The sequence below is a fragment of the Microbacterium sp. HJ5 genome (assembly GCF_054824025.1).
In genome coordinates, this window is sequence record NZ_JSYE01000012.1 from 78,628 (window position 1) to 104,359 (window position 25,732).

The 25,732-nt window shown below is 70.2% G+C and carries 22 protein-coding genes and 1 tRNA gene; 11 read left to right on the forward strand and 12 right to left on the reverse strand.

The window, feature by feature from the left end:
• Position 1: 1 nt before the first annotated feature.
• Complete coding sequence (locus tag OB08_RS05895; RefSeq protein WP_461473089.1) at positions 2 to 970, reverse strand: EamA family transporter; 969 nt, start codon at positions 968 to 970, stop codon at positions 2 to 4.
• Positions 971 to 1,025: 55 nt separating this feature from the next.
• Here OB08_RS05895 and OB08_RS05900 point away from each other — a divergent pair, with 55 nt between their 5' ends.
• The 4 genes from OB08_RS05900 (at position 1,026) to OB08_RS05915 (ending at position 9,423) form a co-directional block, all read left to right on the forward strand.
• A complete protein-coding gene (locus OB08_RS05900; RefSeq protein WP_461473091.1) occupies positions 1,026 to 3,440 on the forward strand; it encodes an MMPL family transporter in 2,415 nt (804 codons plus the stop codon).
• On the forward strand, positions 3,437 to 4,015 hold the full coding sequence (locus OB08_RS05905; RefSeq protein WP_461473093.1) for an isochorismatase family protein: 579 nt from the start codon (positions 3,437 to 3,439) through the stop codon (positions 4,013 to 4,015). Before OB08_RS05900 ends, OB08_RS05905 begins: the two co-directional genes overlap by 4 nt.
• Positions 4,008 to 4,547, forward strand: coding sequence for a GNAT family N-acetyltransferase (locus OB08_RS05910; protein WP_461473095.1), 540 nt, complete (start codon positions 4,008 to 4,010; stop codon positions 4,545 to 4,547). The genes OB08_RS05905 and OB08_RS05910 overlap by 8 nt, the downstream gene beginning before the upstream one ends.
• 160 nt (positions 4,548 to 4,707) lie before the next feature.
• Positions 4,708 to 9,423: a galactose-binding domain-containing protein gene (locus OB08_RS05915; protein ID WP_461473097.1), complete on the forward strand. Its 4,716-nt coding sequence runs from the start codon at positions 4,708 to 4,710 to the stop codon at positions 9,421 to 9,423.
• A 73-nt stretch (positions 9,424 to 9,496) separates the two neighbouring features.
• Here the strand turns inward: OB08_RS05915 and OB08_RS05920 are convergent.
• The 3 genes from OB08_RS05920 to OB08_RS05930 all read right to left on the reverse strand — a co-directional run bounded on the left by OB08_RS05920 (position 9,497) and on the right by OB08_RS05930 (position 11,883).
• A tRNA-Lys gene (locus OB08_RS05920) sits at positions 9,497 to 9,569 on the reverse strand.
• Between the two features lie 53 nt (positions 9,570 to 9,622).
• Positions 9,623 to 11,020, reverse strand: a complete 1,398-nt coding sequence (locus tag OB08_RS05925) for a serine/threonine-protein kinase (protein ID WP_461473099.1) — start codon at positions 11,018 to 11,020, stop codon at positions 9,623 to 9,625.
• A gap of 197 nt (positions 11,021 to 11,217) precedes the next feature.
• Complete coding sequence (locus OB08_RS05930) at positions 11,218 to 11,883, reverse strand: fasciclin domain-containing protein (RefSeq protein ID WP_461473101.1); 666 nt, start codon at positions 11,881 to 11,883, stop codon at positions 11,218 to 11,220.
• A 256-nt stretch (positions 11,884 to 12,139) separates the two neighbouring features.
• On the opposite strand from OB08_RS05930, the gene sigK reads away from it, so the two are divergent.
• The 6 genes from sigK (at position 12,140) to OB08_RS05960 (ending at position 16,364) form a co-directional block, all read left to right on the forward strand.
• Positions 12,140 to 12,742, forward strand: coding sequence for an ECF RNA polymerase sigma factor SigK (gene sigK, locus OB08_RS05935; RefSeq protein WP_461473103.1), 603 nt, complete (start codon positions 12,140 to 12,142; stop codon positions 12,740 to 12,742).
• Positions 12,739 to 13,557 carry an anti-sigma factor gene (locus OB08_RS05940; RefSeq protein ID WP_461473105.1) on the forward strand — a complete coding sequence of 273 codons (819 nt, stop codon included), beginning with the start codon at positions 12,739 to 12,741 and terminating at the stop codon, positions 13,555 to 13,557. The genes sigK and OB08_RS05940 overlap by 4 nt, the downstream gene beginning before the upstream one ends.
• A 107-nt stretch (positions 13,558 to 13,664) precedes the next feature.
• Positions 13,665 to 14,012 (forward strand): helix-turn-helix transcriptional regulator, encoded by a 348-nt coding sequence (locus tag OB08_RS05945; protein WP_461473296.1) that lies wholly within the window; start codon positions 13,665 to 13,667, stop codon positions 14,010 to 14,012.
• A 66-nt stretch (positions 14,013 to 14,078) separates the two neighbouring features.
• Positions 14,079 to 14,486, forward strand: a complete 408-nt coding sequence (locus tag OB08_RS05950; RefSeq protein ID WP_461473107.1) for a VOC family protein — start codon at positions 14,079 to 14,081, stop codon at positions 14,484 to 14,486.
• Positions 14,487 to 14,673: 187 nt separating this feature from the next.
• Positions 14,674 to 15,312: a DNA-directed RNA polymerase subunit beta gene (locus tag OB08_RS05955; RefSeq protein ID WP_461473109.1), complete on the forward strand. Its 639-nt coding sequence runs from the start codon at positions 14,674 to 14,676 to the stop codon at positions 15,310 to 15,312.
• A gap of 164 nt (positions 15,313 to 15,476) precedes the next feature.
• On the forward strand, positions 15,477 to 16,364 hold the full coding sequence (locus tag OB08_RS05960) for an aminodeoxychorismate lyase (protein WP_461473111.1): 888 nt from the start codon (positions 15,477 to 15,479) through the stop codon (positions 16,362 to 16,364).
• Here the strand turns inward: OB08_RS05960 and OB08_RS05965 are convergent, their stop codons facing one another.
• Positions 16,365 to 16,817 carry a DUF2867 domain-containing protein gene (locus tag OB08_RS05965; RefSeq protein WP_461473113.1) on the reverse strand — a complete coding sequence of 151 codons (453 nt, stop codon included), beginning with the start codon at positions 16,815 to 16,817 and terminating at the stop codon, positions 16,365 to 16,367.
• 71 nt (positions 16,818 to 16,888) lie between these two features.
• Here OB08_RS05965 and OB08_RS05970 point away from each other — a divergent pair, with 71 nt between their 5' ends.
• Positions 16,889 to 17,470, forward strand: coding sequence for a TetR/AcrR family transcriptional regulator (locus OB08_RS05970; RefSeq protein ID WP_461473115.1), 582 nt, complete (start codon positions 16,889 to 16,891; stop codon positions 17,468 to 17,470).
• A gap of 76 nt (positions 17,471 to 17,546) precedes the next feature.
• Here OB08_RS05970 and pstB read toward each other — a convergent pair whose 3' ends face one another.
• The 7 genes from pstB to OB08_RS06005 all read right to left on the reverse strand — a co-directional run bounded on the left by pstB (position 17,547) and on the right by OB08_RS06005 (position 25,647).
• Entirely contained in the window at positions 17,547 to 18,326 is a 780-nt protein-coding gene (gene pstB, locus OB08_RS05975; RefSeq protein WP_461473117.1) for a phosphate ABC transporter ATP-binding protein PstB, read from the reverse strand.
• 37 nt (positions 18,327 to 18,363) lie between these two features.
• Positions 18,364 to 19,470 carry a phosphate ABC transporter permease PstA gene (gene pstA, locus OB08_RS05980; RefSeq protein ID WP_461473119.1) on the reverse strand — a complete coding sequence of 369 codons (1,107 nt, stop codon included), beginning with the start codon at positions 19,468 to 19,470 and terminating at the stop codon, positions 18,364 to 18,366.
• 1 nt (position 19,471) lies between these two features.
• On the reverse strand, positions 19,472 to 20,416 hold the full coding sequence (pstC, locus tag OB08_RS05985; RefSeq protein WP_461473121.1) for a phosphate ABC transporter permease subunit PstC: 945 nt from the start codon (positions 20,414 to 20,416) through the stop codon (positions 19,472 to 19,474).
• 73 nt (positions 20,417 to 20,489) lie between these two features.
• Positions 20,490 to 21,602, reverse strand: a complete 1,113-nt coding sequence (locus tag OB08_RS05990; protein ID WP_461473123.1) for a phosphate ABC transporter substrate-binding protein PstS — start codon at positions 21,600 to 21,602, stop codon at positions 20,490 to 20,492.
• 199 nt (positions 21,603 to 21,801) lie between these two features.
• Complete coding sequence (locus tag OB08_RS05995) at positions 21,802 to 22,740, reverse strand: NUDIX hydrolase (RefSeq protein ID WP_461473125.1); 939 nt, start codon at positions 22,738 to 22,740, stop codon at positions 21,802 to 21,804.
• Entirely contained in the window at positions 22,737 to 24,899 is a 2,163-nt protein-coding gene (locus tag OB08_RS06000; protein WP_461473127.1) for an RNA degradosome polyphosphate kinase, read from the reverse strand. The genes OB08_RS05995 and OB08_RS06000 overlap by 4 nt, the downstream gene beginning before the upstream one ends.
• Positions 24,900 to 24,948: 49 nt before the next feature.
• Positions 24,949 to 25,647: a winged helix-turn-helix domain-containing protein gene (locus OB08_RS06005; RefSeq protein ID WP_461473129.1), complete on the reverse strand. Its 699-nt coding sequence runs from the start codon at positions 25,645 to 25,647 to the stop codon at positions 24,949 to 24,951.
• Positions 25,648 to 25,732: the final 85 nt, after the last annotated feature.

Sequence of the window (25,732 nt, forward strand, 5' to 3'; positions counted from 1 at the left end):
CTCAGCCGAGCGCGAGCATCCCGCCCGCGACCAGAGCGAGCACGAGGCCGAGCCACTGAACCGCGGCCACCCGCTCCCGCAGCACGACCGCCGCGAGCAGTATCGTGCCGGCGGGGTACAGCGCCGTGAGGGCGGACACGACCGAGAGGTCGCCCTCGCGCAGCGCGACGAGCATGAGCGCGTTGGCGGCGGCATCGACGACGCCGCAGGCGGCGGCGAACCACCACGCCGTCGACAGCGACGGCGACGGCGACGCACCCGCCGCGGACGACGCCGCCGCCGCGTGCTCGAGGTCGGCGTGTCCGGTCGGGGTGGCGCCGATCGTCGATCCGGCAGGAATGAGGACGGATGCTGCGCCCTGTCCGCCTCGCACCGCGACGACGGCCAGCACCGCCAGGACGACGAGGGTCACCGCCACGGTCGTGCCCCTGCTCATGACGAGCGGCACCATGCCGCTGTCTTCGGAGGTCTGGTCGACGACGATGAGGAAGCCGCCGATCGCGACTCCGGCGCCGACCGCCATGAGCAGTCCGCGGGCGCTCGGGCGCACCGCCTTCTGGCCCGGGATGAACCCCACGAGCACGACGGCGACGAGGGCGACCCCGAGGCCGGCGTAGGCGATCGGCGAGAGTGTCTCGCCGTCGATCAGCAGCCCCCACAGCATGGGCGCGATCGCGGAGACCACGGCGGTCAGCGGCGACAGGATGCTCATCGGCCCGATGGCGAGGCAGGCGTACAGCAGGGCGACGGCGATGACCCCGAAGATTCCGGCCAGCACGCCCCACGCCATGTCTGCGGGCGCCCAGACGCCGCCGAGCACAGGCTGTGCGACGGCAAGCGCCGCCAGCCCGGACAGAGCCGCGACGGCGGTGACGACGAGGGAGCGCAGGCGCTTGGCCGCGAGGCCGCCCAGGAAGTCTGCGGCCCCGTAGATGAGCGCCCCGGCGAGCGCGAGAGCGGCGGAGATCACGGGTTTCAGCCTAGAGATGTCGCGCAGCACCAATTTCGCTAGATAAACTAGCGATATGGCGACCACCTCTGACCGCACGCACCGTCGACCGACGAGGTGGCTGCGTATCGGCCTCCCATCTCTGCTGGTCCTGATCTGGCTCGTGGTGGGCTCGATCGGCGGCCCGTACTTCGGCAAGGTCGACGAGGTGTCGTCGAACGACCGCTCGTCGTTCCTGCCCGAGAGCGCCGACGCGACGCAGGTGAACGAGCGGCTTCCCGAGTTCCTCGGAGATGACAGCATCCCTGCCGTCGTCGTCGTGACCGGCGAGGGCGACCTCACCGACGAGCAGCTCGCCGATGTGCAGACGCTCGCCGACGACATCGCCGCGATCGACGGCGTGCTCGAGGGCGTGTCCCCGCCGATCGTGTCCGACGACGGCGAGGCCGCGCAGATCTTCGTGCCGATCGACGCCTCGGGCGAGGTGGGTGAGATCGTCGAAGAGGTCCGCGCACTCGTCGAGGATGATCTGCCCAACGGGATGCAGGGCTGGGTCACCGGGCCCGCCGGCTTCACCGCCGACCTCGTCGAGGGCTTCCTCGGCATCGACGGCCTGCTCCTCGCGGTCGCGCTGATCGCGGTCTTCATCATCCTGGTGATCGTCTACCGCTCGCCGCTGCTCCCGGTGCTCGTGCTCCTCACCTCGACCTTCGCGCTGTGCGTGGCCCTCCTCACGGTCTGGTGGCTCGCCAAGGCCGGCATCGTCGTGCTCAACGGCCAGGTCCAGGGCATCCTGTTCATCCTCGTGATCGGCGCGGCGACCGACTACGCCCTGCTCTACGTCGCGCGATTCCGAGAGGCGGTGGCCGAGGGCAGACAGCGGTGGGATGCCACGATCGCGGCGTGGCGTGGGTCGTTCGAGCCGATCCTCGCTTCGGGCGGCACGGTGATCGCGGGCCTGCTGTGCCTGCTGCTGTCCGACCTCGCCACCAACCGCGCGCTGGGCCCCATCGCGTCGATCGGCATCGCGTTCTCGGTGCTGTCGGCCCTGACGTTCCTGCCGGGCCTCCTGGCGCTGTTCGGCCGCTCCGCCTTCTGGCCGTTCATCCCGAAGAAGCCCATCGCGTCGATCCCCGACGACCTCACGCAGCCGGTCAAGGGGTTCTGGCCGCGCCAGGCGCGCTTCGTCGCGCGGCATGCGCGCGCGGTGTGGATCGTGAGCACGATCGTGCTGCTGGTGGGGGCGTTCGGCATCACGCAGCTCAAGGCCGACGGAGTGCCCTCCAGCGACCTCGTGCTCGGGGCATCCGAGGCGCGTGACGGACAGGACGTTCTCGCCCAGCACTTCCCCGCCGGGTCGGGCAGCCCCGTGTACGTCATCGTCCCCGAGGAGGATCTCGGAGGGACGGTGGAGGTGCTCGAAGCGTCCGACGGCATCGAGTCCGTCGCAGTGGCGTCCGAGGACTCGCCGACCGGGCAGGCGGCCGTCGAGCTCGAGGACGGCGAGCCCGTGTTCACCGCCGTCGGGCCGCCCGGAACCCCCGCGCCCGAGCCGACGGTGGCAGACGGCGATGTCCTCGTCATCGGCACGCTGACGGATGCCGCGGACTCCGTCGCCGCGGAGGACACCGTGCGCGAGCTGCGCAGCGACCTCGACGACGCGCTCGGCGCCGGGACGGCCATCGTCGGAGGCGAGACGGCGACCGACATCGACTCGAACGACACGTCGATCCGCGACCGGACGGTCATCATCCCGGTGATCCTCGCCGTGATCCTCCTGATCCTCATGCTGCTGCTGCGGTCGGTGCTCGCGCCGGTCCTGCTGATCGCGACGGTGATCCTCTCGTTCGCCACCGCGCTCGGCGTGAGCGCACTGGTCTTCAACGGGCTGTTCGCTTTCCCGGGCGCCGATCCCGCCGTGCCGCTGTACGGCTTCGTGTTCCTGGTGGCGCTCGGCGTCGACTACAACATCTTCCTGATGTCGCGCGTACGCGAGGAGTCGCTCGTGCACGGCACGAGGCCCGGAATCCTGCGAGGCCTGGTCGCGACGGGCGGGGTGATCACGTCGGCCGGCCTGGTGCTCGCCGCGACGTTCGCCGCCCTCGGCGTGATCCCGATCCTCTTCCTCGCGCAGATCGCCTTCATCGTGGCGTTCGGCGTGCTGCTCGACACGTTCGTCGTGAGGTCCCTCCTCGTCCCCGCCCTGTCGTACGACATCGGGCGCGCGATCTGGTGGCCGTCGAAGCTGTGGCGTCGCGGTCCCGAGGCGGCCGGCGCCGCGGCATCCGTCCACGGCGAATCGGGCACTGACTCCGCCTCGAAGCCCGCGGCCGCCCCCGACACGCCGGACGCCGAGGCCGAGGCGGCTCACCCAGGCGGAGTTGCGGCCCATTCCGACGCCGTCCTGCCCGCCGAGACGGATCCCGACGTGGTCGCCGCCGACGGACACCCGCTGACCCGCGAGGAGTACCGGCGTACGCTCGAACCATGAGCAAGGCACTGTTCATCGTCGACGTCCAGAACGACTTCACCGAGGGAGGAGCCCTCGGGGTGGAGGGCGGTGACGCCGTCGCCGAGCGCATCACCCGTCACCTCGAGGCGCACGCCGACGAGTACGCCGTGATCGTCGCCTCGCGCGACTGGCACGACTCCCACAACGACAACGGCGGGCACTTCCACGCCGAGCCCGACTTCGTCGACACCTGGCCGGTCCACTGCGTGAGCGGCACCGACGGCGCGGAGTACGATCCCGGGCTCGACACGGGCGCGGTCACCCATCACGTCAAGAAGGGTCAGGGCAAGCCGGCCTACTCCCTGTTCGAGGGCGTCACCGACGATGGCGAGACGGTAGCGCATCTCCTCGAGGAGCACGGCGTGGTCGACGTCGACGTCGCCGGCATCGCGACCGACTACTGCGTGCGCGCCTCCGCACTCGACGCGATCGAGCACGGGCGGCACGTGCGCATCCTCACGGACCTCGTCGCCGGGGTCGCCGCCGAGACGAGTGAGGCCGCGCTCGCCGAGCTCGCCCACGCCGGAGCCGAGCTCGCCGAGTCCGGTGTCTGACGCCCACGTCCGCCGTGTCCTCGCGACCGACGGAGAGCGCCTGCGCGCGCTCCGGCTGGAGGCGCTGACCGACCCGGCCGCGGGGATCGCGTTCCTCGAGACCTATGACGAAGCCGCCGCGCGCGGCCGGGACTTCTGGGATGCGCGTGCCATCGGGGCGGCGCTGTCGGGCTCGTCGGCGCAGTTCATCGCCGAGGTCGGTGCCGCATGGGTCGGCACGGTCACGATCCTCGTCCCCGAGCCCGGGACGCCAGACTACTTCGGCCGCGTCCGCGAGGAGGGCACGGCGCTAGCCGTCGCGGTGTACGTCAGCCCCGGCCACCGGGGCCGTGGGATCCTCGAGGAGCTCGTCGCGGCGGGCTCGGAGTGGGCGCGCCACCAGGGCTGCGACCGGCTGCTCCTCGACGTGCATCAGGAGAACGGCCGCGCGCAGGCCGCCTACCGCCGGCTCGGATTCACGCCCACCGGAGGCACGATCGACGGCCAGAACGGCCGCGAGCTCGAGATGTCGCGGGCATTGCCGGGTGGCTGAGCCGACCGCCGCGGGGGATGCTGGGTTCAAGAGATAGCGGTAACCGAAAACTTCGAAAACCATTGCGTTAATCCCCGGCAGCCTGCTTGACTGGCGCCGACTCAGCCTCCGTGATGCTTCCGGGAGCGGAGAGTCTCCGCTGTGACCGAGAGGACGGGCGATGGCGCCTACGACCAGATTGAGGACGGCCGCCGCCGCGGCAGCATGCCTGCTGACCGCGGCGACACTGACATTCGTTCCGGGGAGCGCCTTCGGCGCGCCGGTCCCGGGGAACGAGTCGGACGTCGGGGTGTACACGAACGGGCAGACCGACTCGATGGACATCGGCGACCCCGTCTACGCGAACCTCGCGGAGGTGGAGCAGAAGCTCGTGCCCGGCGTCGACTGGACGGCGGACAGCATGCACGGCGCCATCTTCGAGAAGGACCGGGCGGCGGGCGGCACCGACTACTACCTGGACCGCATCCTCGGCGTGACCGGAACCGCCGAGAACGGCGTGCTCCAGACGCGCGGGCGCTCGCTCTACATGCGGGGCGGCAGCAACTGGAACGTGATGGGGTTCGCCGGATCGGCCTTCGCCGGCGGTCCGAACAACCTCGGCTCGTTCTACACCGTGGCGGTGCCCGGGCAGACGGTCGCCGAGGTCGGAGCCCAGCGCTTCAACGCTCCCAGCCACGCCAAGTCCCGTTACACGATCGGCGCGACCGGGGTCGTGGCGGATCTCAAGAAGTTCATCACGTACGACAACGTGGCCGTCACGACGATCGCCTTCCAGAACCCGGGCGGCGCCGACCAGACGTTCACGGTGCGCGCCGCTTCGGGTCTCGCGACCGCCGCGGGCGCCGAGGCGGACGAGCTCACGGACACCCGCACCATCACGAGCGGATCCAACAACGGCCTCATCGACACGCCGTGGTCGAGTGTCGACATCACGCTGAAGGCCGACGGCTTCACCCGTTCGGGCGCGAACCTCGACCGTCAGGTCACCGTTCCCGCCGGGGGCACCGTCGAGATCTCCGTCGTCGGCGCGCTCACCAGCGATGGGATGCCCGCCGGGCTCGAGGAGGCGCGCGCGTACGCCGAGAGGACGCCGGCGGATGCCTTCCGCACCGCGGTGACGGAGTTCAACGAGCGCTGGGCTCAGGACATCCCCTACATCGACGTGCCGAACGCCGCGATCGAGAAGGCCATCGTCTACCGGTGGTGGGGCGAGCGTTACAACTCGCTCGACACCAACGAGCCGGGCTACGTCTACCAGTACCCGACCACCATCGAGGGCGTGAACCTGTACCAGAACTCGGTCGTGCTCACGCAGCCGATGCATCTGCAGGACACCAAGTGGATCCGCAACCCGTACCTCGCGTACGGCCAGATCCTCAACGTCGGCGAGCTGTCGGGCTCCTCGGCGTTCCTCGACAGCCCCGGGCACACGAGCTGGAACAACCACTACTCCCAGTACCTGGGAACCGCCGGCCTCGAGGCCTACAACGTCCACGGCGGCGGGCCGGAGATCGCCGAGCGCTTCGCGACGTACTTCGAAGGCGACGGCATCGGTCAGCTCGAGCACTACGACGGCAACGACGACGGCCTGATCGCCTATGACACCAACTACATGCCGGGCAACGACTCGGACGCGATCACGTTCGGCTACCCCCGCATCAACGCCGGAGCCCCCGGCGCCCGCACGATCGAGCGCCCCGAGTCTGCGTACGTGTGGGGCGCGTTCGACGCCGCGGCGCAGCTGTACGCGCAGGCGGGCGACGACACCCGCGGCGCGAGCGCGAAGGCGCAGGCCGACGAGATCCAGCAGGCGATCCTCGACCGCCTGTGGAGCGAGGAGATGCGCATGTTCCTCGCGGGGACCTCGCACGGCGCCGAAGCGGCGGCCTCGTCGGGCTCGGGCACCAACCCGCTAAGCGCGGCGGAGCGCGACCTCATCCCCGCGAAGGAGTCGAACCTCTACGACATCTACTCCGAGGGGCTGATCCCGCAGGAGGATGCCGAGACCTACGTCGACGGTTTCCGGTTCCTCCGGTACGGCGACAACTTCCCGATCTTCCCGTTCTACACCGCCAACCAGTACGACCGTGCGAAGTTCGGCGTGGGCGGATCCAACAACTTCTCCAACATCAACTTCACCGTGCAGTACCGCGCGGTGCGGGCGGCCTTGCGGCACTACGACCCGGAGCAGAAGTACATCACGCCGGAGTACGCCGCCCGGCTGCTCGACTGGATGGCGTGGAGCATCTACCCGGCCGGCAACGCGCGCATCGCGAACCAGGCGGAGTACTACTCCAACTGGAACCCGACAGCCAAGACCTACAACCGCAACAACCCGAACCACGTGATGCTCGGCAACATGAACTACATCTACGTGGAGGACATGGGCGGCATCCGGCCGCGGTCCGACGATCTCATCGAGCTGTGGCCGATCGACCTCGGTTACGACAGCTTCATGGTCAACAACCTCCGCTACCACGGCCAGGACCTGACCATCGTGTGGGACGAGGACGGCTCGGAGTACGGACTCGGTGCGGGGTACAGCCTCTTCATCGACGGTGAGCGCAAGGCGACCGCCGACGGGCTGGGCCGCTTCGTGTACGACCCCGCCGCGCACGAGGTGACCGATGCGGACGCCGGTCTCGACGTCGAGGTCGCGGGCGCCGAAGGCGCCGACGTGCCCTCCGCCGTCGACACGCCCATCGAGGACGATCGGGTGGTCTCGTACCTCAAGACCGCGGGCATCGACCTCGAGGAGGACGCCGCGAACCTCGCGCGCGACGCCGAGCTCTCGTCGTCGGCGACGCAGCAGGGGGCGCGCTCGACGCCGTGGCGCAACTTCCACACGCCCGGATGGGGCACCGGCCAGATGAACTTCACGCCGGGCGCGATCAAGGAGACCGAGCGGCCGGTGTCGCTGGATGCCGTCACCGACGGCACCACCGTGAACGAGCCGTATTGGGGCAACCACGGGACGGCGGGCACCGGCGGTTACGTCGAGCTCGACCTCGGCGCGGCGAAGGAGTTCGACAACGTCAAGGTGTGGTTCGTGAGCGACCGCCAGGCGGGCGGGTACCGCGAGCCGCGCGGCTACTCGATCCAGGTCCAGAACGCGGGCGGGGAGTGGGAGACCATCCCCGACACGTTCAAGGCGCCCAAGATCCCCGGCCCGAAGTTCAACGAGGCGCTGTTCGAAGCCGTCACCGCGAGCAAGGTCCGCGTCGCGTTCACGAACACCCCGTCGTACTTCACCGCGATCTCCGAGATCCAGGTGTTCGATTCGGGTCGCGAGGTTCCCGAGGTGGTGAACGACGCCCCGATCGTGACGGCGGTCGCCGATCGCACCAGCGACGGCAACATCTCCACGACGCTCGTGGGCACCGTGAATGACGACGGCATCCCCGAGTCGGGAACGCTGACGCACACATGGTCGACCGTGAGCGCTCCGAGCGGAGCCGAGGTGATCTTCGCCGACCCCAAGGCCCTGCGCACCACCGTCACCGGCACGGTTGCGGGGACGTACGTGTTCCGGCTCACGGCCACGGACGGCGAGAAGTCGACTCAGCAGGACGTCCAGGTCGCGCTGACCGAGAAGGTGACGTCCGAGGAGTACGGCAAGATCGCCACGATCACCACGAGCGGGAGCGCGAGCTGGGAGAACCCCAGCCGCGTGAACGAGGCGACCACGCCGGCGAGCTCCGCGCCCGGAGCCGGCAACGGCTGGGGCACGTGGGGCCAGGCGAACAACGGCACCACGGCTGCCACGGCGGCGTGGATCCGCTACCAGTTCGACGCCCCTCGCCGTATCGGGTCGACCCAGATCTACTGGTACGACGACAACGGCGGAACCCGGATGCCGCGGCCCGACACCTATGTGATCGAGCACTCCACCGACGGAACCACGTGGGCGCCCGTCACGTTGAAGGGCTCGTCGACCTACGCGGGTGCCCTCGTGCGGAACGCCTACAACACGCTCGAGTTCGAGCCCGTCGAGGCGAGCCAGCTGCGCATCCGCATCACGGGAGTGCAGGGATCCGGTGCGGGCACGGGTGTGCTCCGTTGGCGGGTCTTCGGCGAGACGGTCGCATCGGTGGACGCCCCCGTGGTCATCCGCACCGTCGTCGGCGAGATCCCCGAGCTGCCGGAGACCCTCGACGTGGTCTACGCCAGCGGATCGCGGGGGAGCCTGCCGTTCGACTGGCAGGAGATCACCCCCGAGCAGGTGGCCGAGACCAACGTGGAGCCGTTCACCGTGTACGGCACGAACACCGCGTACGGCCTGATCGCCCAGGCGCAGATCTACGTGCGACCCGAGAACTCGCAGGGCGGCATCTCGATCCAGGGCGCTCAGCAGTTCGAGCAGACGGTGGATGTCGGCGAGCTGCCGTGGCTGCCCGAACGGGTCGCCGTGTCGTACAACGACGGGTCGCGCGACAACCAGGCGATCGGGGTGGAGTGGGACTTCGATGAGGACATCGTCGACGTGCCGGGCGTCTACACGATCCGCGGTGACCTCGTGCTCCCTGCCTACGTGAGCACGGCCGGCACCACGACCACCACGCTGACCCTGACCGTCGGAGACGGCGTCTCGCCGGGGCCGCAGATCTCGGCGGCGGCGGAGACCCGGTGCGTCGCGGGCAAGATCCAGCTGCTCACCAAGGTGGTCAACGAGCACAGCGGTGCGGTCACCGTGAAGGTGACGTCGGCCCACGGGACGAAGGAGATTGCGAGTCTCGCCGCCGGCAAGTCCACGACCGTCTCGTTCGCGGTGAGGAGCGCCGCGATCACCGCCGGATCGGTGTCGGTCACCGGCACTGCGGCCGACGGCACCGCTCGCACTGTGGAGGCAGCCTTCGCGGCCCGCTCCTGCGGCTGAACCGACCCGGGTGAGGGCGGCGTCCTGTCCACGCCGCCCTCACCTGTTGGCGCTTGCGATGCAGAACGTGCGGTGGGCCCCGTGGGGCTCGAACCCACGACCCGCGGATTAAAAGTCCGATGCTCTACCGACTGAGCTAGAGGCCCTCAGCCTCCCAGCCTACTTGCCGCGCAGCATCCGTCGACGCGCTCGGACGGGTTCAGCCGTCCTTCTTCCCTTTGCCGTTCCCGTTGTTGTTGCCGGGGCCCTTGTTGCCGTTGCCGCCGCCGTTGTCGTTGCCCGGCCCGCTGTTGTCGGTTTCGTCGTCGGCCGGAGCCGGTTCCTCCTCTTCCGCCGGGGCTTCGCTGGGCGCCTCCGACGGCTCGACCGAGGGCTCGATGACCGAGGGTGTCGTGGGGTCGGGCGTGGGGCTGCCGGCGAGCGAGAGCGACCAGGCGGTCAGGACGATGGCCACGAGCAGGAGCGCCCCGGCGATGACGGCGCCGATGACGACGCGCCGGTGGCGTGTGCGCGCGGCGCGTGACGTGCCCGCCCTGCGCGATTCGGCCGCACCGATCGAGTGCTCGGGCACCGTGACCCCCGCCGCGCCGACCGGAGCCGCGGACGGCCCGGCGTCATGCGCCGCGGCGAAGACGACGGTCGCCGCCTCGGGGGGAAGCGGGGGAAGGGGCGGGGGGAGCACGGCGGTGGGGCGCGTGACGACCGGCGCCGCTTCCGTCGCCTCGTCTCCCGACGTGGCGGCGGCGTCCTCGCTCCCGGCGAGGCGGCGAGCCGTGACGGCGACATCGAGAGCGGTCGGGCGGTCGTCCGGCGGCGTCGCCGTCATGCCCCGCAGCAGGCCCTGCCAGGCCGGGTGCAGCGTGTCGGGGATCGGCGGCGGCGCGGCCAGACGGGCCATGACGGTCCCGATGCCCTCGGCCTCGGCGAACGGGCGGGTGCCGGTGAGCGCCTCGATCAGCATGATGCCCAGCGCGTAGATGTCGGCCGGCGGGGCTGGGGTCTCGCCGCGGGCCTGCTCCGGCGCGATGTAGGCGACCGTGCCGACCGCGATGCCGGGGCTCGTCATGCGGGGCGAGTCCAGCAGATAGGCGATGCCGAAGTCGGCGAGCTTCGCGCGCCATTCCGCCCCCGGGAGCGGCGAGTGCCACAGCAGGACGTTGGACGGCTTGATGTCGCGGTGCACGACGCCCGCCGAGTGCGCGATGTGCAGACCCTCGGCGATGTCGACGGTGATCGACGCGAGCAGTCGTGCGTCGACGGGGCCCTTGGCGATGAGCTCCCGCAGCGTGATGCCCTCGACGTACTCCATCACGAGGTAGCTCGAGTCGTCCGCCGAGACATGAGCGTCGAAGAGAGTGACGAGCGAGTGGTGGTTGAGGGAGGCGAGAAGGGTCGTCTCCGACAGCGCCCGCTCGATCGAGCCGATCTCGTCGACGTGACCGCGCAGCACCTTGATGGCGACGGTGCGCCGCAGCGCGGCATCCTCCGCACGGAAGACGCGTGCCATCCCGCCCTCGCCGATGCGCGCCTCGAGACGGTACCGCCCGTCGAGTATCGCGCCCGTCGAGAGCTCGCCGGCTTCCCGAAGGTCTGTCATGGTCCTCCCGCGCAGACGTCGCGCCCCTCCGGCACGCCCCAGCGCTTGCACCCAGGGTACGCGCGCGGGCGCGTCGACCGAGGCCCCCTTGACGCGGCATGACGCGTGGTGCAAGGGCACGACGATGCCGCCGGTGCCACCTCGCAGGCACCGGCGGCACGCCGCCCCCCGGATCGCCGGCCGAAGCCGGCGGTCGGTCACTGAGCCGGAGGCATCAGGACCGCGTCGATGAGGTAGACCGTGGCGTTCGCGGTCTGGACTCCGCCGCAGATGACGTTGGCGTCGTTGACCATCAGCGCGTCGCCGCTGCCGCTGACCTCGACGTCGCCGCCCTGCACCGTCGCGTGGGTTCCGACGATGTCGTCAGGAGCGACCTGGCCGGGGACCACGTGGTACGTGAGGATCGACGTGAGGGTCTCGGTGTCGGTCTTGAGGGCCTCGATCGTCGCCGGGTCGATGGCCGCGAATGCGTCGTCGACGGGAGCGAAGACGGTGAACTCGTCACCGTTCAGCGTGTCGACGAGGTCGACCTCGGGGTTGAGCTGGCCGCTCACCGCCGCCACGAGCGTCGTGAGCAGCGGGTTGTTCGAGGCCGCGGTCGCGACCGGGTCGGCGGCCATGCCCTCGACCGAGCCGGCGCCGTCCGGAACGGCCTCGGCGTAGTCGGCGCAGCCCGGGCCGACGAGGTTCGCCGCCGGGTCCATCTCCATGGGCTCTTCGGTCTCTTCGGCCGCGGGCGTCGAGGGCTCCTCGGACGGCTCGGTGGTGCCGCCGCTGCTCATCGAGCAGGCCGACAGGGCGAACGTGGCGGCGAAGGCGAGTGCCAGGCCTGCCGAGACGCGCTTCCTGGTGATCCGTGACATGACTTCCTCCTCTGTGAGGTCCGACTGGACCGTGATCTGCAGGTCCCCGATGTGGGGGGCGAGCCGCAGGAGCGGCTACACGGGCTCTTCGTAGGACCTGCGCGAAACGGATTGGAAGTGAGGGAGATCGGATGCCGCGGCCCGTCGTGGCCGCGGCATCCCGCCCCCTGTCGCCGACCCGGACCAATCCGAAACGGTGCGCGGCGCGAACAACTCGTGGGCGCGGCCCGCGCGGTGTGCGGGAGGGGAGTAGGGCATGCTGGTGGACATGGTGATCGACGGGATCGACGTGCCCGAGGACGGCGCCGAGCCCATCGACCACGTGGGGGAGCTGATCCAGCGCGTCGCGGGCGGCGACCAGGGAGCCTTCGCCCGCCTCTACGACATGCTCTCGCCGCGCGTCTTCGGTCTGATCCTGCGCGTGCTCGTCGACCGGTCCCAGAGCGAAGAGGTCCTGCAGGAGGTCTTCCTGGAGGTGTGGCAATCCGCTGCGCGGTTCGCTCCGAACAGAGGCCAGGGAAGATCCTGGGTCCTCACCATCGCCCACAGGCGAGCCGTGGATCGCGTGCGATCGTCGCAGGCGAGCTCCGACCGCGATGTGCGCGTGGGGTTCCGAGATCTCGAGGTCGCGCACGACGGCGTGGCCGAGCAGGTGGAGCTGAGGATCGAGGGGGAGCGGGTCGCCGCTGCGCTCTCCGTCCTTCCCGAGGTGCAGAAAGAGGCGCTGACCCTCGCCTATTACGGCGGTTACAGTCAGAGCGAGATCGCGGCACTGGTGGGCGCGCCGCTGGGGACGATCAAGACGAGGATGCGGGACGGCTTGTCCCGCCTGAGAGCAGAGATGGGGGTGATCGCGTGAACGAGCAGGAGTTCGCCGAACTGTCGGCCGGCTATGCGCTCCACGCGCTCTCGCCCGGCGACCTGGCCGCCTTCGAGGCGGCGCGCGCCGAGCACCCCGAGTGGGAGCATCTCGTCGATGCGGATGCCGAGACCGCGGCGACCCTCGCGGACGGCGTCGCCGATGCGGCACCGCCCCTGACGCTGCGCTCCACGCTGCTGTCGAGGATCGCCGCCCCGCCCGCGCCGCCCGTGCCCGAGCTCGACCCGGCCGAAGCCGCGTCCGCGGAGCCCGGAACGGTGCGAGGCGACCCCGACCCCGGCGTCGCGACCGACCCCGCACCGACCACGACGACCATGCAGGCGATCTCGCGCCGCAACTGGACGCGCGGACTGCTGACCCTCGCGGCCTCGATGGTCATCCTGGTCGTGCTCGGGTTCGGCGCCGTCACGATCAACCAGTACGTGAACCGGCCGCCGGCGGTGTCGGCGCTCGCCGAGATCGAGGCGGCGCCCGACTCGCAGTCGGCGACGGCCGAGTTGACGGATGGCGGCACCGCGACCGCCCACTGGTCGGAGTCGGTGGGCAAGGCCGTGCTCGTGTCGAACGGCCTTCCGCAGATCGCGTCCGATGAGAGCTTCGAGCTGTGGTTCGTGCGCGACGGCACGCCCGTCTCCGCCGGGACGTTCGACTCGACCGCAGACGGCGACACCACGGCGCTGCTCGACGGCGCGATGGAGCCGGGCGACGTCATCGCGGTGACGGTCGAGCCGCAGGGCGGGTCTCCCACGGGCGAGCCCTCGAGCGAGCCGATCGTCGCCATCCCGACGGCCTGAGCGCCGGGTCCGAGCGCCGGGGCGCCGGGCGGGAGTAGCGTGAGGGGGTGCCCTCGGCCTCGCAGACTCCGCAGACGCTCGCGCACCTCCGCCGTGCGCGCGACCTGATGGACCGCGACTACGCCGAGCCGCTGGACGTCCCGACGATGGCGGCCAAGGCTCTCATGTCGCCCGCGCACTTCTCGCGCGAGTTCAAGGCGGCCTACGGCGAGACGCCTTACTCCTACCTCATGACCCGGCGCATCGAGCGGGCCATGGCGCTCCTGCGCAACGGCGCATCGGTGACGGATGCCTGCACCGCGGTCGGCGCGACCTCGCTCGGCTCGTTCAGCTCGACCTTCACCGAGATCGTGGGCGAGACTCCCAGCTCGTACCGCAGCCGGCCTCACGCCGCCGCCGAGGTGATGCCGCTGTGCGTCGCGAAGATCCTCACGCGCCCCACGCGGTACGCGTGAGCTGAACCTGCCGGGTGAGCAGGATCGGAGAAGCGCGGCCCGCCGCGCGTGGCTAGCGTGGCATCCATGACCACCACCGCACTCGCCTACTGCCCGATCACCGTCGACGACGTCGAGGCCGCGATCCCGTTCTATCGCGACGGCCTCGGCCTCGAGATCGTCAACGACGTCTCGTACGAGGACACCCGCTGGCTCAGCTTCGGCTTCTCCGGACAGGAGGGCCTCGCCGTCGTGCTGTCCAACCCCGCGGCCGGCCGGTCGCCCGAGGATGCGGAAGCACTTCAGCGCCTCGTCGTGAAGGGCTCGGGCCCCGGGCCCTACGTGTTCACCACCGACGACATCGACGCCACGTTCGAGCGGCTGCGTGCCGCGGGCGCCGAAGTGCTGCAGGAGCCCATCCAGCAGGCGTGGGGGCCGCGCGACTGCGCGTTCCGCGACCCGGCGGGCAACCACATCCGCATCAACCAGGCCTGAGCGCGGGGCTCGCCATGTGCCTGCCCTGGGAGGCCGCCGCCCGTCGGGCCGTACGGACCGGAGACGACATCGCAGAGGTCCGGGAAGCGGATGCCCCGTCCCCGGCCGCCGAGCATCTGGCGAGCCGCAGGCAGCCGACCCCCGTCGGGGGACCTGCGCCTTCACCGCGGCCGGTACCCTGGACCGGGTGAGCGACGAGTCCAGGGACTTCCACAAGCCCGTCAGGCGCCCCGCCGAGCTCTTCGACCGGCTGTTCGCCGCCGAGGATCCCGCCGAGGTGTCCCGCGTCGCCCACTCCACCGCGCACGCACTCCTGGCGCGGGTGCGGGACGACCCCGACGGGCAGGTCGTCGACCGGCTGGTCGCGTTCACCGACGAGCACGGCATCGACGACATCGCCGAGCTCTGGTCGCGATCGCCCGCCAAGTCGCTCCCGGGAGCGCTGTGGCGGCTGTATCTGCTTCAGCTCATGATCCACGACGACGCGCGGACGGCAGCGCTGCTCTACGAGCGCGGCCGTGCCGAGCTGGCCTCGGCAGACGAAGTGGTCGCCGGCGCCCCGACCCCCGCCGGGCCGGACGAACTGGTGGCTCTCATCGACCAGATCCTGCGCGGTGTGTTCGAGGGGGACTTCGCCGTCGCGCTCGACCGCGCGTCGGCCTTCTGCCGCGTGCAGGCATCGGGTGCGACCCATCTCGCCGACGACTACGAGCCGACCGAGCCCGATCGCGCCTCGTCGTTCACGACTCGCGCGCTGCGGCTGTCGGACTATGCGGCCGACCTCGCCGCATGTGCGGCGCTGTGGCGGCGCGAAGCGCTGACCTGAGACCGCGGACACTCTCGGGCAGAGAAGTGCCGGGCCGCAGAACGCCTCTCGGCGCAAGGCCGCTCGCGGCGGCAGAAGATGGAGCCCGGGGTTACTGCGGCCCGGCTGATCCAGTGTAACCGAGGTGAGGCGGCGGGCATTCCCGAGCGCCTAGGCTCGGTGCCATGGCCTGGCGTTTCGCGCTCGTGATCGACCCTGCGGCATCGGACGATCCCCGCACCGACTTCGTCGACACGTTCCGCGTGATCGACCCGTCGGCCCCCGCTCTGAGCGTCGGCGAGCTGAGCACGCAGCGCGGCGACGGCATCTTCGAGTCGGTCGGCGTCGTCGACCGGCATCCGCAGGAGCTGACCGCGCATCTCGAGCGTCTCGCGCACTCCGCCTCGCTGTGCGACCTCCCGGCGCCTCAGCTCGAGCAGTGGCGGCAGGCCGTGGTCGCCGCCGCCGCGCACTGCCCCTCCGGGGGCGAGGGCGTGATCAAGCTGATCCTCAGCCGCGGCGTCGAGCACGGCCCCAGCCCCACCGCGTGGGTGACGGCGGCGGCCGCCGCCGACAACACCGCCGTGCGCGAGCGCGGCATCCGGGTCGTGACCCTCGACCGCGGCTACGACCTGGATGCCCCCGCCCGCGCCCCGTGGCTGCTGCTGGGCGCGAAGACCCTCTCCTACGCCGTGAACATGGCCGCCATCCGCGAGGCGAAGCGCCGCGGCGCCGACGACGCGGTGTTCGTGTCGTCCGACGGCTTCATGCTCGAGGCGCCCACGGCCTCGCTCGTGCTGCGCATCGGCGGTCGCTTCCTCACGCCCGCGCCGAACGGGGGCATCCTCCACGGCACCACGCAGCTGAGCCTCTTCGAGCACCTGGCCGAGCAGGGCGCTCGGACCGAGTACGCGACGATCCCCGTCGCGGATCTCGCGGGAGCGGATGCCGCGTGGCTCCTGTCCAGCGTCCGTCTGGCCGCTCCCATCACGGCCATCGACGGCGTGGACGTGCCGGTCGACCACGAGCTGACGGCATCGTTCAACGCCTATCTGCTGAGCCCGCGCGACTGATCAGCGAGTCACTCCGGACAGCTCTCTGCGGGCGCGTGCGATCATCCCGCGCATGAGGAGAACAAGCGAGATCCGCACCGGCAGCGACCGGAGTCGTCCGCCCCGGCCCTTGACGCGCATGGCGGTGACGACGCGCACGAGCGCGCGCTCCTCGTCGACGCCGACGCCCACCCGTAGATCGACCGTGCGGGCGTCCACGGTCACGAGCGCCTCCTCGCCCTCGACGCGCCGCACCGCGAACGCCTCGCATCGCCGCGACCGAGGGCCCACGAGCGATCGCAGCGCGATCACGCCGGCGAGCCATCGGGGGAGCGCCGCGCTCGAGAAGAGGTTGCGCGCCCACGCCGCGGGGTCGGCGGTGGCGTGCGCGGGCAGCACGTCGACCCACACGTGGGTGTAATCGGGATCGGTGATGTCCGCAAGGGCGAGCGACCAGAACGCCGGCTGTCTCATCCGTGCCTCCCCAGTGAAGCCATACGCCGCCGTATGGATGATGCTGCGAGACTATACGGTACGGTACGGACATGGCAAGGCTCACGCGCGACGACTGGGTCGACGCCGCCTACGAGAGCTTCAGCGCAGACGGCATCGGCGCCGTCGCCGTGGAGCCGGTGGCACGCTCCCTGGGCGCCACGAAGGGCTCGTTCTACTGGCACTTCACCGACCGACGGGCTCTCGTCGACGCGGTGCTCGAGCGCTGGCGCGATCTCGAGACCGAGCAGCTCATCGCGCAGGTCGAGCAGATCGAGCCCGCCGGTGACCGGCTCGGGGGGCTCCTCGAGATCATCGCCCACCGCACGGGGCAGCGCTCGGGCGAGCGGACCCTCTACGCGGAGGCGACCACCGAGCCCGCGCGCACCGCCGTCGCCGCCGTCACCGAGCGCAGGGTGTCGTACCTCGCGTCGTTGCTGGCCGCCGCCGGCGTTCCCGCCGACGAGGCTCGGCGCCGCGCCGTCGTCGTCGTGTCCGCCGTCATCGGCTACCAGCAGCTGTCTTCGAGCGGATGGGATGCGGCATCCGATCCCCGCTCTCTCGTCGCCACCCTGCGTGCGCTCGCCGTCGGAACGACGAAGGCCGCCGCCCCGGAGGAGCGACGGCGTTCGTGAGAGGAGATCTCAGCCGTGTCTCGATACGCGCTGGCGCGCTACTCGACAACAGGCTTCGGGTGTCCGACTTCGGCGGTCAGCCGAAGCGGCCCGAGACGTAGTCCTCGGTGGCCTGCACGGACGGGGTCGTGAAGATCGACTTCGTCTCGTCGTACTCGATGAGCTTGCCGGGCTTGCCGGTGCCGGCGATGTTGAAGAACGCCGTCTTGTCGCTGACGCGCGACGCCTGCTGCATGTTGTGCGTGACGATGACGACCGTGTAGTCGTTCTTGAGGTCGCCGATCAGCTCCTCGATGGCGTACGTCGAGATCGGGTCGAGCGCCGAGCAGGGCTCGTCCATGAGGATGACCTCAGGCGAGACCGCGATCGCGCGCGCGATGCACAGACGCTGCTGCTGGCCGCCCGAGAGGCCCGAGCCGGGCTTGTCGAGGCGGTCCTTGACTTCGTTCCACAGGTTCGCACCCTTGAGGGACTTCTCCACCAGCGCGTCCGCGTCGGACTTGGAGATGCGCTTGTTGTTGAGCTTCACGCCCGCCAGCACGTTCTCCTTGATCGACATGGTCGGGAACGGGTTCGGGCGCTGGAAGACCATGCCCACCTGCCGGCGCACGAGCACCGGGTCGACGTTCGCGCCGTAGAGGTCGTCGCCGTCGAGCAGGACCTCACCCTCGACGCGCGCGCCGGGGATGACCTCGTGCATGCGGTTGAGGGTGCGCAGGAAGGTGGACTTTCCGCAGCCGGACGGGCCGATGAAGGCCGTCACGCTGCGCGGCTCGATCTCGAGCGAGACGCCCTCGACGGCCAGGAAGTCGCCGTAGTAGACGTTGAGATCGTTGACTTCGATGCTCTTGGACACGATTCCTCGGATTTCGATTCGGGTTCGGGAGGCCGGGTCAGCGGCCGAGCTTGGGGGAGAAGATCTTCGCGACGAGGCGCGCGATCAGGTTGAGCACCATCACGATGACGATGAGCACGAGCGCGGCCGCCCACGCCCGGTCGTGATAGGCCTGCACCGGGATGCCGGCGTACATGTACTGCGTGTACGCGAACACGGGCAGCGTCATCATGCGGCCCTCGAACAGGTTGTAGTTCATCGAGGTGGCCACGCCCGCGGTGAGCAGCAGGGGCGCCGTCTCGCCGATGACGCGCGAGATCGACAGCATGACGCCGGTCGTGATGCCCGCGATCGACGTGGGGAGGACGACCTTCGAGATCGTGAGCCACTTGGGCACGCCGAGTGCATACGAGGCTTCGCGCAGCTCGTTGGGCACCAGGCGCAGCATCTCCTCGCTCGAGCGCACCACGACCGGGATCATCAGCACCGACAGCGCGATGGCCCCCATGATGCCCATGCGGATGCCGGGACCGAGGAAGAGCGCGAAGAGCGCGTAGGCGAACAGGCCGGCGACGATCGACGGGATGCCGGTCATCACGTCCACGAGGAAGGTGATGCCCTGCGCGAGGCGCTTGCCGGCGCCGTACTCGACGAGGTAGATCGCGGTGAAGATGCCGATCGGGATGGAGATCACGGCGGCCGCGAGCGTGATGAGGAGCGTGCCGACGATGGCGTGGAGTCCGCCGCCGCCCTCGCCGACGACGTTGCGCATCGAGCTCGAGAAGAACTCGGCGTTGAGGCCGGCGATGCCGTTGACCAGAACGGTCCATGCGACCGAGACGAGCGGAACCATGGCGATGGCGAACGCGGCGGTGACGACGCCGGTGACGAGGCGGTCGACCCCCTTGCGCCGGCCCTCGACGAGGCTCGAGATGGCGGTGATGAGCACCAGGTACACCAGCGCCGAGACGACGGCCCAGCCGGCGATGTTGAACTCCGCCTCGGCGGCCATGCTGAGCACGCCGAAGACCAGGGCCGTGATGACGGCACTGGCGCCGAGGATGCCCCAGGGCGCCCACGTCGGAAGGTGGCCGCTGGTCAGGCGCTGGTGCTCGCGCACCGGCGCGGGGGCCGGCGCCTGCGGGGGAGCGGTAACGGTGGTCATGTCAGTTGGCTCCCGAGAATTCCTTGCGCCGGCTGACGATCCAACGGGCGATCGCGTTCACGGCGAAGGTGACGATGAAGAGGATGAGGCCCGTCGCGATGAGCACGTTGATGTTCGTGCCGTACGCCTCGGGGAAGGTCAGCGCGATGTTGGCGGGGATCGTGCTGGGGTTCTCGGAGGTGAAGAGCTGGAAGGTGATGACGCCGGTCGCCGAGAGCACCATCGCGACAGCCATGGTCTCTCCCAGCGCGCGGCCGAGGCCCAGCATCGAGGCCGAGACGATGCCGCTGCGACCGAACGGGAAGACGGCCATCCTGACCATCTCCCAGCGCGTGGCGCCGAGGGCGAGCGCGGCCTCCTCGTGGAGGACCGGCGTCTGCAGGAAGATCTCGCGGCAGATGGCGGTGATGATCGGGACGATCATGACGGCGAGGACGATCGCGGCCGTGAAGATCGTGCGGCCGGTGGCCGACACCGTGCCGCCGAAGAGGGGGAACCAGCCCATGTTCGCGTTGAGCCACGCGTAGACGGGCTGCACGGCCGGGGCGAGGACGATGATGCCCCACAGGCCGAAGACGACGGAAGGGACGGCGGCGAGCAGATCGACGACGTACCCGAGCGCCTGTGCCAGGCGGCGCGGCGCGTAGTGCGAGATGAAGAGGGCGACCGACACGGCCAGCGGCACGGCCATCAGCAGCGCGAGGAACGACGCCCAGACGGTGCCGAAGGCCAGCGGCCAGACGTAGTCCCAGAAGTTCGTCGACAGGAGCGACGCCGTCTCGCCCGTGGCGGTGAGGCCCGGGATCGACTGGACGATGAGGAAGATCGCGACCGCGGCGAGGGTCACGAGGATCATGGACCCCGCGGCGAGCGCGGTGCCCGAGAACCAGCGGTCGCCAGGCCGCTGCTTGACCTTGCCCGCGGCGGGGGCGGTCGTCGTGGTCATGGTGTCCTTCTGGTTCGGGTGATCTCAGGGTGAGACCCGGCCCGGCAGTGAGCCGGGCCGGGTCTGACGGGTCTTACTCCGTGACGATCGTGTCGATCGCGGCGTTGATCTGCTCGGCGAGCGCCTCCGAGATCGGCGCGCTGCCGGCGGCGGCCGCAGCGGCGTCCTGACCCTCGGGGCTGGCGACGTACTGCAGGTAGCCCTTGACGATCGGGGCGGCAGCGGTGTCGACGTACTCCTGGCACGCGATCATGTAGCTGACCAGGACGATCGGGTAGACGCCGGCCTCTTCCGAGGTGCGGTCCAGGGCGATGGCGAGGTCGGTCGCGGCGCGGCCCTCCTCGAGCGGCGACGCGTCGACGATCGCGGCGGCGGCCTCCGGCGAGTACGAGACGAACTCGTCGCCGACCTGGACCGAAGCGGTCGACAGCCCCTCCTCCGCGGCGCGCGACGCGTCGGCGTAGCCGATCGTGCCGTTGCCGCCGGCGACGGCGGAGACGACGCCCGAGGTGCCCTGGGCGGCCTCGCCGCTGTCGAGCGGCCACACGCCGTCGGGCTCCGAGGTCCACGCGTCGGGCGCGGCCTGGAACAGGTAGTCGGTGAAGTTCTCGGTCGTGCCCGAGTCATCGGCGCGGTGCACCGGCGTCACGGCCAGGTCGGGGAGGTCGACGCCCTCGTTGAGGGCGGCGATCGCCTCGTCGTTCCAGTTGGCGATCTCGCCCGAGAACAGGCCGGCGATCGTCGCGGCGTCGAGGTTGAGCGTGTCGACGCCCTCGACGTTGAAGATGACCGCGATCGGCGAGATGTAGGTCGGCAGCTCGAGGATGTCGGTGCCCTCGACGCAGCCGTCGAACGGGCCGGCCTCGATCTCTTCGATCTTGAAGGCACGGTCCGAGCCCGCGAACGGGAAGGCGCCGGCCTGGAACGACTCGCGGCCCGCGCCGGAGCCGGCGGGGTCGTAGGTCACGTCGACCTCGGGGTTGGCGGTCTGGAAGCCGGCGGTCCACGCCGCGACGGCGACCTCCTGCGACGAGGCGCCGCCACCGGCGATCGCGCCGGAGAGGTCGGAGACGGGGGCTTCGCCTGTCGAGTCGGCGGCGGGGGTCTCGTTTGCGGCGCAGCCGGCGAGGGCGAGGGCCGCGACTGCGGCGACAGCGCCCACCTGGGCGATGCGGGAGATCTTCACTGTGTGAATCCTTCACGTGTCAGGGAATGGAGGCCCGGGAGGGCTTCGGGTGATGGGCCCGGTGCAGGGCTCGCACTGAAACGTAGGCGCGGACTCTTAAGAGAGTGCGCTGGGATGGTGAACGGAAGGTGAACGGGATGCCGCCATCCATGCGTCCGGATGGATGTCCGTTCACCTTCGCCGCGGCGCGGAGGGGCGCTCAGACCTTGGGGATGTGGGTCTCGATGGCGACGATGCCCGAGCCGGGGTTCTCGACGGACAAGTGCACCACGGAGAATGCCGCCGGCTCCAGCGCCGACGCGCTGCCGAGGTAGGAGCCGCGCAGCGTGCCGGTCGCCAGCGCGAGCTCGGTGAGGATCTCGGGGAGCACCGGCCCGTGGCTGCACAGCACCGCGGCCTTGCGCGCCCGCACGCGCTGGCCGACGATCGTGCGTGCGTCGGAGGCGCCTTCCTCCCACGCATCCTGGCTGATGAGCTCGGTCTTCTCGATCTTGCGCCCGAGTGCCGCCGAGAGCGGCGCGACGGTCTTCACGCAACGGGTCGCGGGACTCGAGATGAGCTTGCGCGCACCGAAGGCGAGCAACGGGCCGACGATCGAGTTGGCCTGCTTGCGTCCTCGCGGCGCGAGAGGGCGCGCGGCATCCTTGCCGTCCCATTCCTCGCGGCCGAGCGCCTTGGCGTGCCGCAGCACGATGAGGGGGAAGGTGCGCAGCACGCCTTCGTCGACCAGGCGCAGGAAGTGCTCGAGGATCTCGACGTCGACGGGGTAGCTGAGGCGCGCCATCGCCTTCTTCGGCGTGACCCACTCGAGCGCCGCGATCTCCTTGTTCGGGACGAACGCGGACGCGCGGATCGCGGCATCCGTCGCCTCGGCGGCCCAGTAGTGCACGATCTTCTGGCGCTTGCTGGGCAGCCGGTACCGCGAGATGCCGACCGGCACTCCGAGCGCGACACGGATGCCGGTCTCCTCGTAGATCTCGCGCGCAGCCGTCTCGGCGAGCATCTCGCCCGGATCGACCTTGCCCTTGGGCAGCGTGACGTCGCGGTACTTCGTCCGGTGGATCAGCAGCACCCGCAGCTTGTCGTCGACGATCCGCCAGACGACACCGCCCGCGGCATAGACCGCGGTGTCGGTCATCGCACCGCGCGTGCCCGCCGACGGCGCTGCACGTTGGTCATGGTCCGCTCCTGGACGTCGACGAGCAGCTTGCCGTCGTCGCCCTCGTTGTGACGGGTCCACTCGCCGTCGGGGCCGAGGTGCCACGACGTCGAGGCGTCGCTCATCGCGAGGTCGAAGAAGTCGCCGAGCTCCTTGATGTGGGCCGGGGCGACCACGCGCACCAGGGCCTCGACGCGGCGGTCGAGGTTGCGGTGCATCATGTCGGCGCTGCCGATGTAGACCTGCGGCTCGCCGTCGTTGTGGAAGGCGAAGATGCGCGAGTGCTCGAGATAGCGGCCCAGGATGCTGCGAACCGTGATGTTCTCGCTCATCCCCTCGACGCCGGGCTTGAGCGAGCAGATGCCGCGCACCCACACCTCGACCTTCACGCCGGCCTGGCTGGCGCGGTAGAGGGCGTCGATGATCTGCTCGTCGACCATCGAGTTCACCTTGATGCGCACGCTCGCGGGCTTGCCGGCGAGCGCGTTGCGGCGCTCCTTGTCGATGTGGCGCAGGAGCCCCTTGCGCAGGTGCAGAGGGGCGACGAGGAGGCGCTTGAACTTCTTCTCGATGGCGTACCCGCTCAGTTCGTTGAACAGGCGCGTGAGGTCGCGGCCGACCTGGTCGTCGGCGGTGAAGAGGCCGAAGTCCTCGTAGATGCGACTGGTCTTCGGGTTGTAGTTGCCCGTCCCGACGTGGCTGTAGCTGCGCAGCACCCCGCCCTCCTCGCGTATGACGAGGGCCAGCTTGCAGTGCGTCTTCAGCCCGACGAGTCCGTAGACGACGTGGACGCCCGCCTTCTCGAGCTTGCGCGCCCACAGGATGTTGTTGGCCTCGTCGAAGCGCGCCTTGATCTCGACCAGCGCGAGCACCTGCTTGCCCGCCTCGGCGGCGTCGATCAGCGCCTCGACGATGGGGCTGTCGCCCGACGTGCGGTAGAGCGTCTGCTTGATGGCGAGGACGTGCGGATCCTTCGCCGCCTGCTCGAGGAACGCCTGCACGCTCGTCGCGAAGGACTCGTAGGGATGGTGCACCAGCACGTCGCCCTTGCGGATCGACGCGAAGATGTCGGGTCGCTCGTTGTTGTCGCCGGGCTGGAACGCCATCGCGGTCGTGGGCACGTGCGGCTTGAAGCGCAGGTCGGGCCGATCGATGCGCAGGTCGAAGAGGCCGCGCAGGTCGAGCGGACCGGGGAGGCGGTAGACCTCCTGCGCGGTGATGTCGAGCTCGCGGATGAGCAGCTCGAGGGTCACTTCGTCCATGTCGTCGGTGATCTCGAGGCGGATCGGGGGGCCGAAGCGGCGGCGGAGCAGTTCGGCCTCGAGCGCCTGGATCAGGTTCTCCGACTCGTCCTCCTCGATCGCGACGTCCTCGTTGCGGGTGAGGCGGAACGCGTGGTGGTCGAGCACCTCCATGCCGGGGAAGAGGTCGTCGAGGTGGTTCGAGATGAGGTCCTCGAGCGGGAGGTAGCGCACCGAGCCCTCGGACGCCGGCACCTCGACGAACCGGGGCAGCATCGGCGGCACCTTGAGGCGCGCGAACTCCTGCCGGCCAGTCCGGGCGTTGCGGATGCGGATCGCGAGGTTGAGCGAGAGCCCCGAGATGTAGGGGAACGGGTGGGCCGGGTCGACCGCGAGCGGCATGAGGACCGGGAACACCTGCGCCTGGAAGTAGTCGTACAGCGCGGCGCGGTCCTCGGAGCCGAGGGACTCGTACGAAACGAGGTCGATCCCGGCGTCCGCGAGGGCGGGCTTCACGAGTGTCATCCACGCGTCGGCATGGCGCAGCTGCAGGCGGTGCGCCTCGGTCGAGATGTCGGCGAGCACCTCGGCGGGTGCGCGGCCGACGTTGGTCGGCACCGCGAGGCCGGTGACGATGCGGCGCTTGAGGCCGGCGACGCGGACCATGAAGAACTCGTCGAGGTTGCTCGCGAAGATCGCCAGGAAGTTGGCGCGCTCGAGCACGGGAAGGTTCGGGTCTTCGGCGAGTTCGAGCACGCGCTGGTTGAACGCGAGCCAGCTCAGCTCGCGGTCGAGGTACCGGTGCTCGGGCAGCTGCGCGTCGAGCTCTTCGTCCAGGTCGAAGTCGTCGTCGTCCGCATCGCCGAGCCCGGCGTCGAGCACCTCGTGTTCGATCATCCCTTCATCATTGCAGGCACAGGTGACGAGAGTGTGAACAGGGTGCGGGTCAGGCCTCTGTGCGCTCGCGGGGCGCGGGGATCTGGTCGTCCTCGTAGACGTTGAAGCGGTAGCCCACGTTGCGCACTGTGCCGATCAGCTGCTCGAGGTCGCCGAGCTTGGCGCGCAGGCGCCGCACGTGCACGTCGACGGTGCGGGTGCCGCCGAAGTAGTCGTAGCCCCAGACCTCGCTCAGCAGCTGCTCGCGCGTGAACACGCGCGACGGATGCGTGGCGAAGAAGTGGAGGAGCTGGAACTCCTTGTAGGTGAGGTCGAGCGGCTTGCCGTGGACCTTCGCGGAGTAGGACGACTCGTCGATCGTGATGCCCGACGTCTGGATGCGTGTCGAGACCTGCTCCTTGGTCATGCGTCCGATCGCCAGGCGGATGCGCGCGTCGACCTCGGCCGGTCCGGCCGTCACGAGGATCACGTCGTCGACGCCCCAGTCGGTCGACACGGCGGTGAGGCCGCCCTCGGTCACGACGAGCAGCAGGGGCGCGTCGAGCCCCGTCGTGTTGAGGATCTTGCACAGCGACTTGGCGCCGACGAGGTCGACGCGCGCGTCGACGAAGATGATGTCGGCGCTGGGGGCGTTGACGAGATGGGCCGGCTCGGCCGGGATCTGGCGCACCCGGTGGCTCAGTAGTTCGAGCGACGGCAGGACGGGACCGCCTCCGTGCGTGGAGCTGAGAACCAGGAGCTGTGCCAAAGCAACGCCTTCCCAGCGCGTGGGGACGCGCCGTGACCCCAGTGTAGAGCGTGAGGGAGAGCCCCTTCGGCCCCGAGACGTGGGC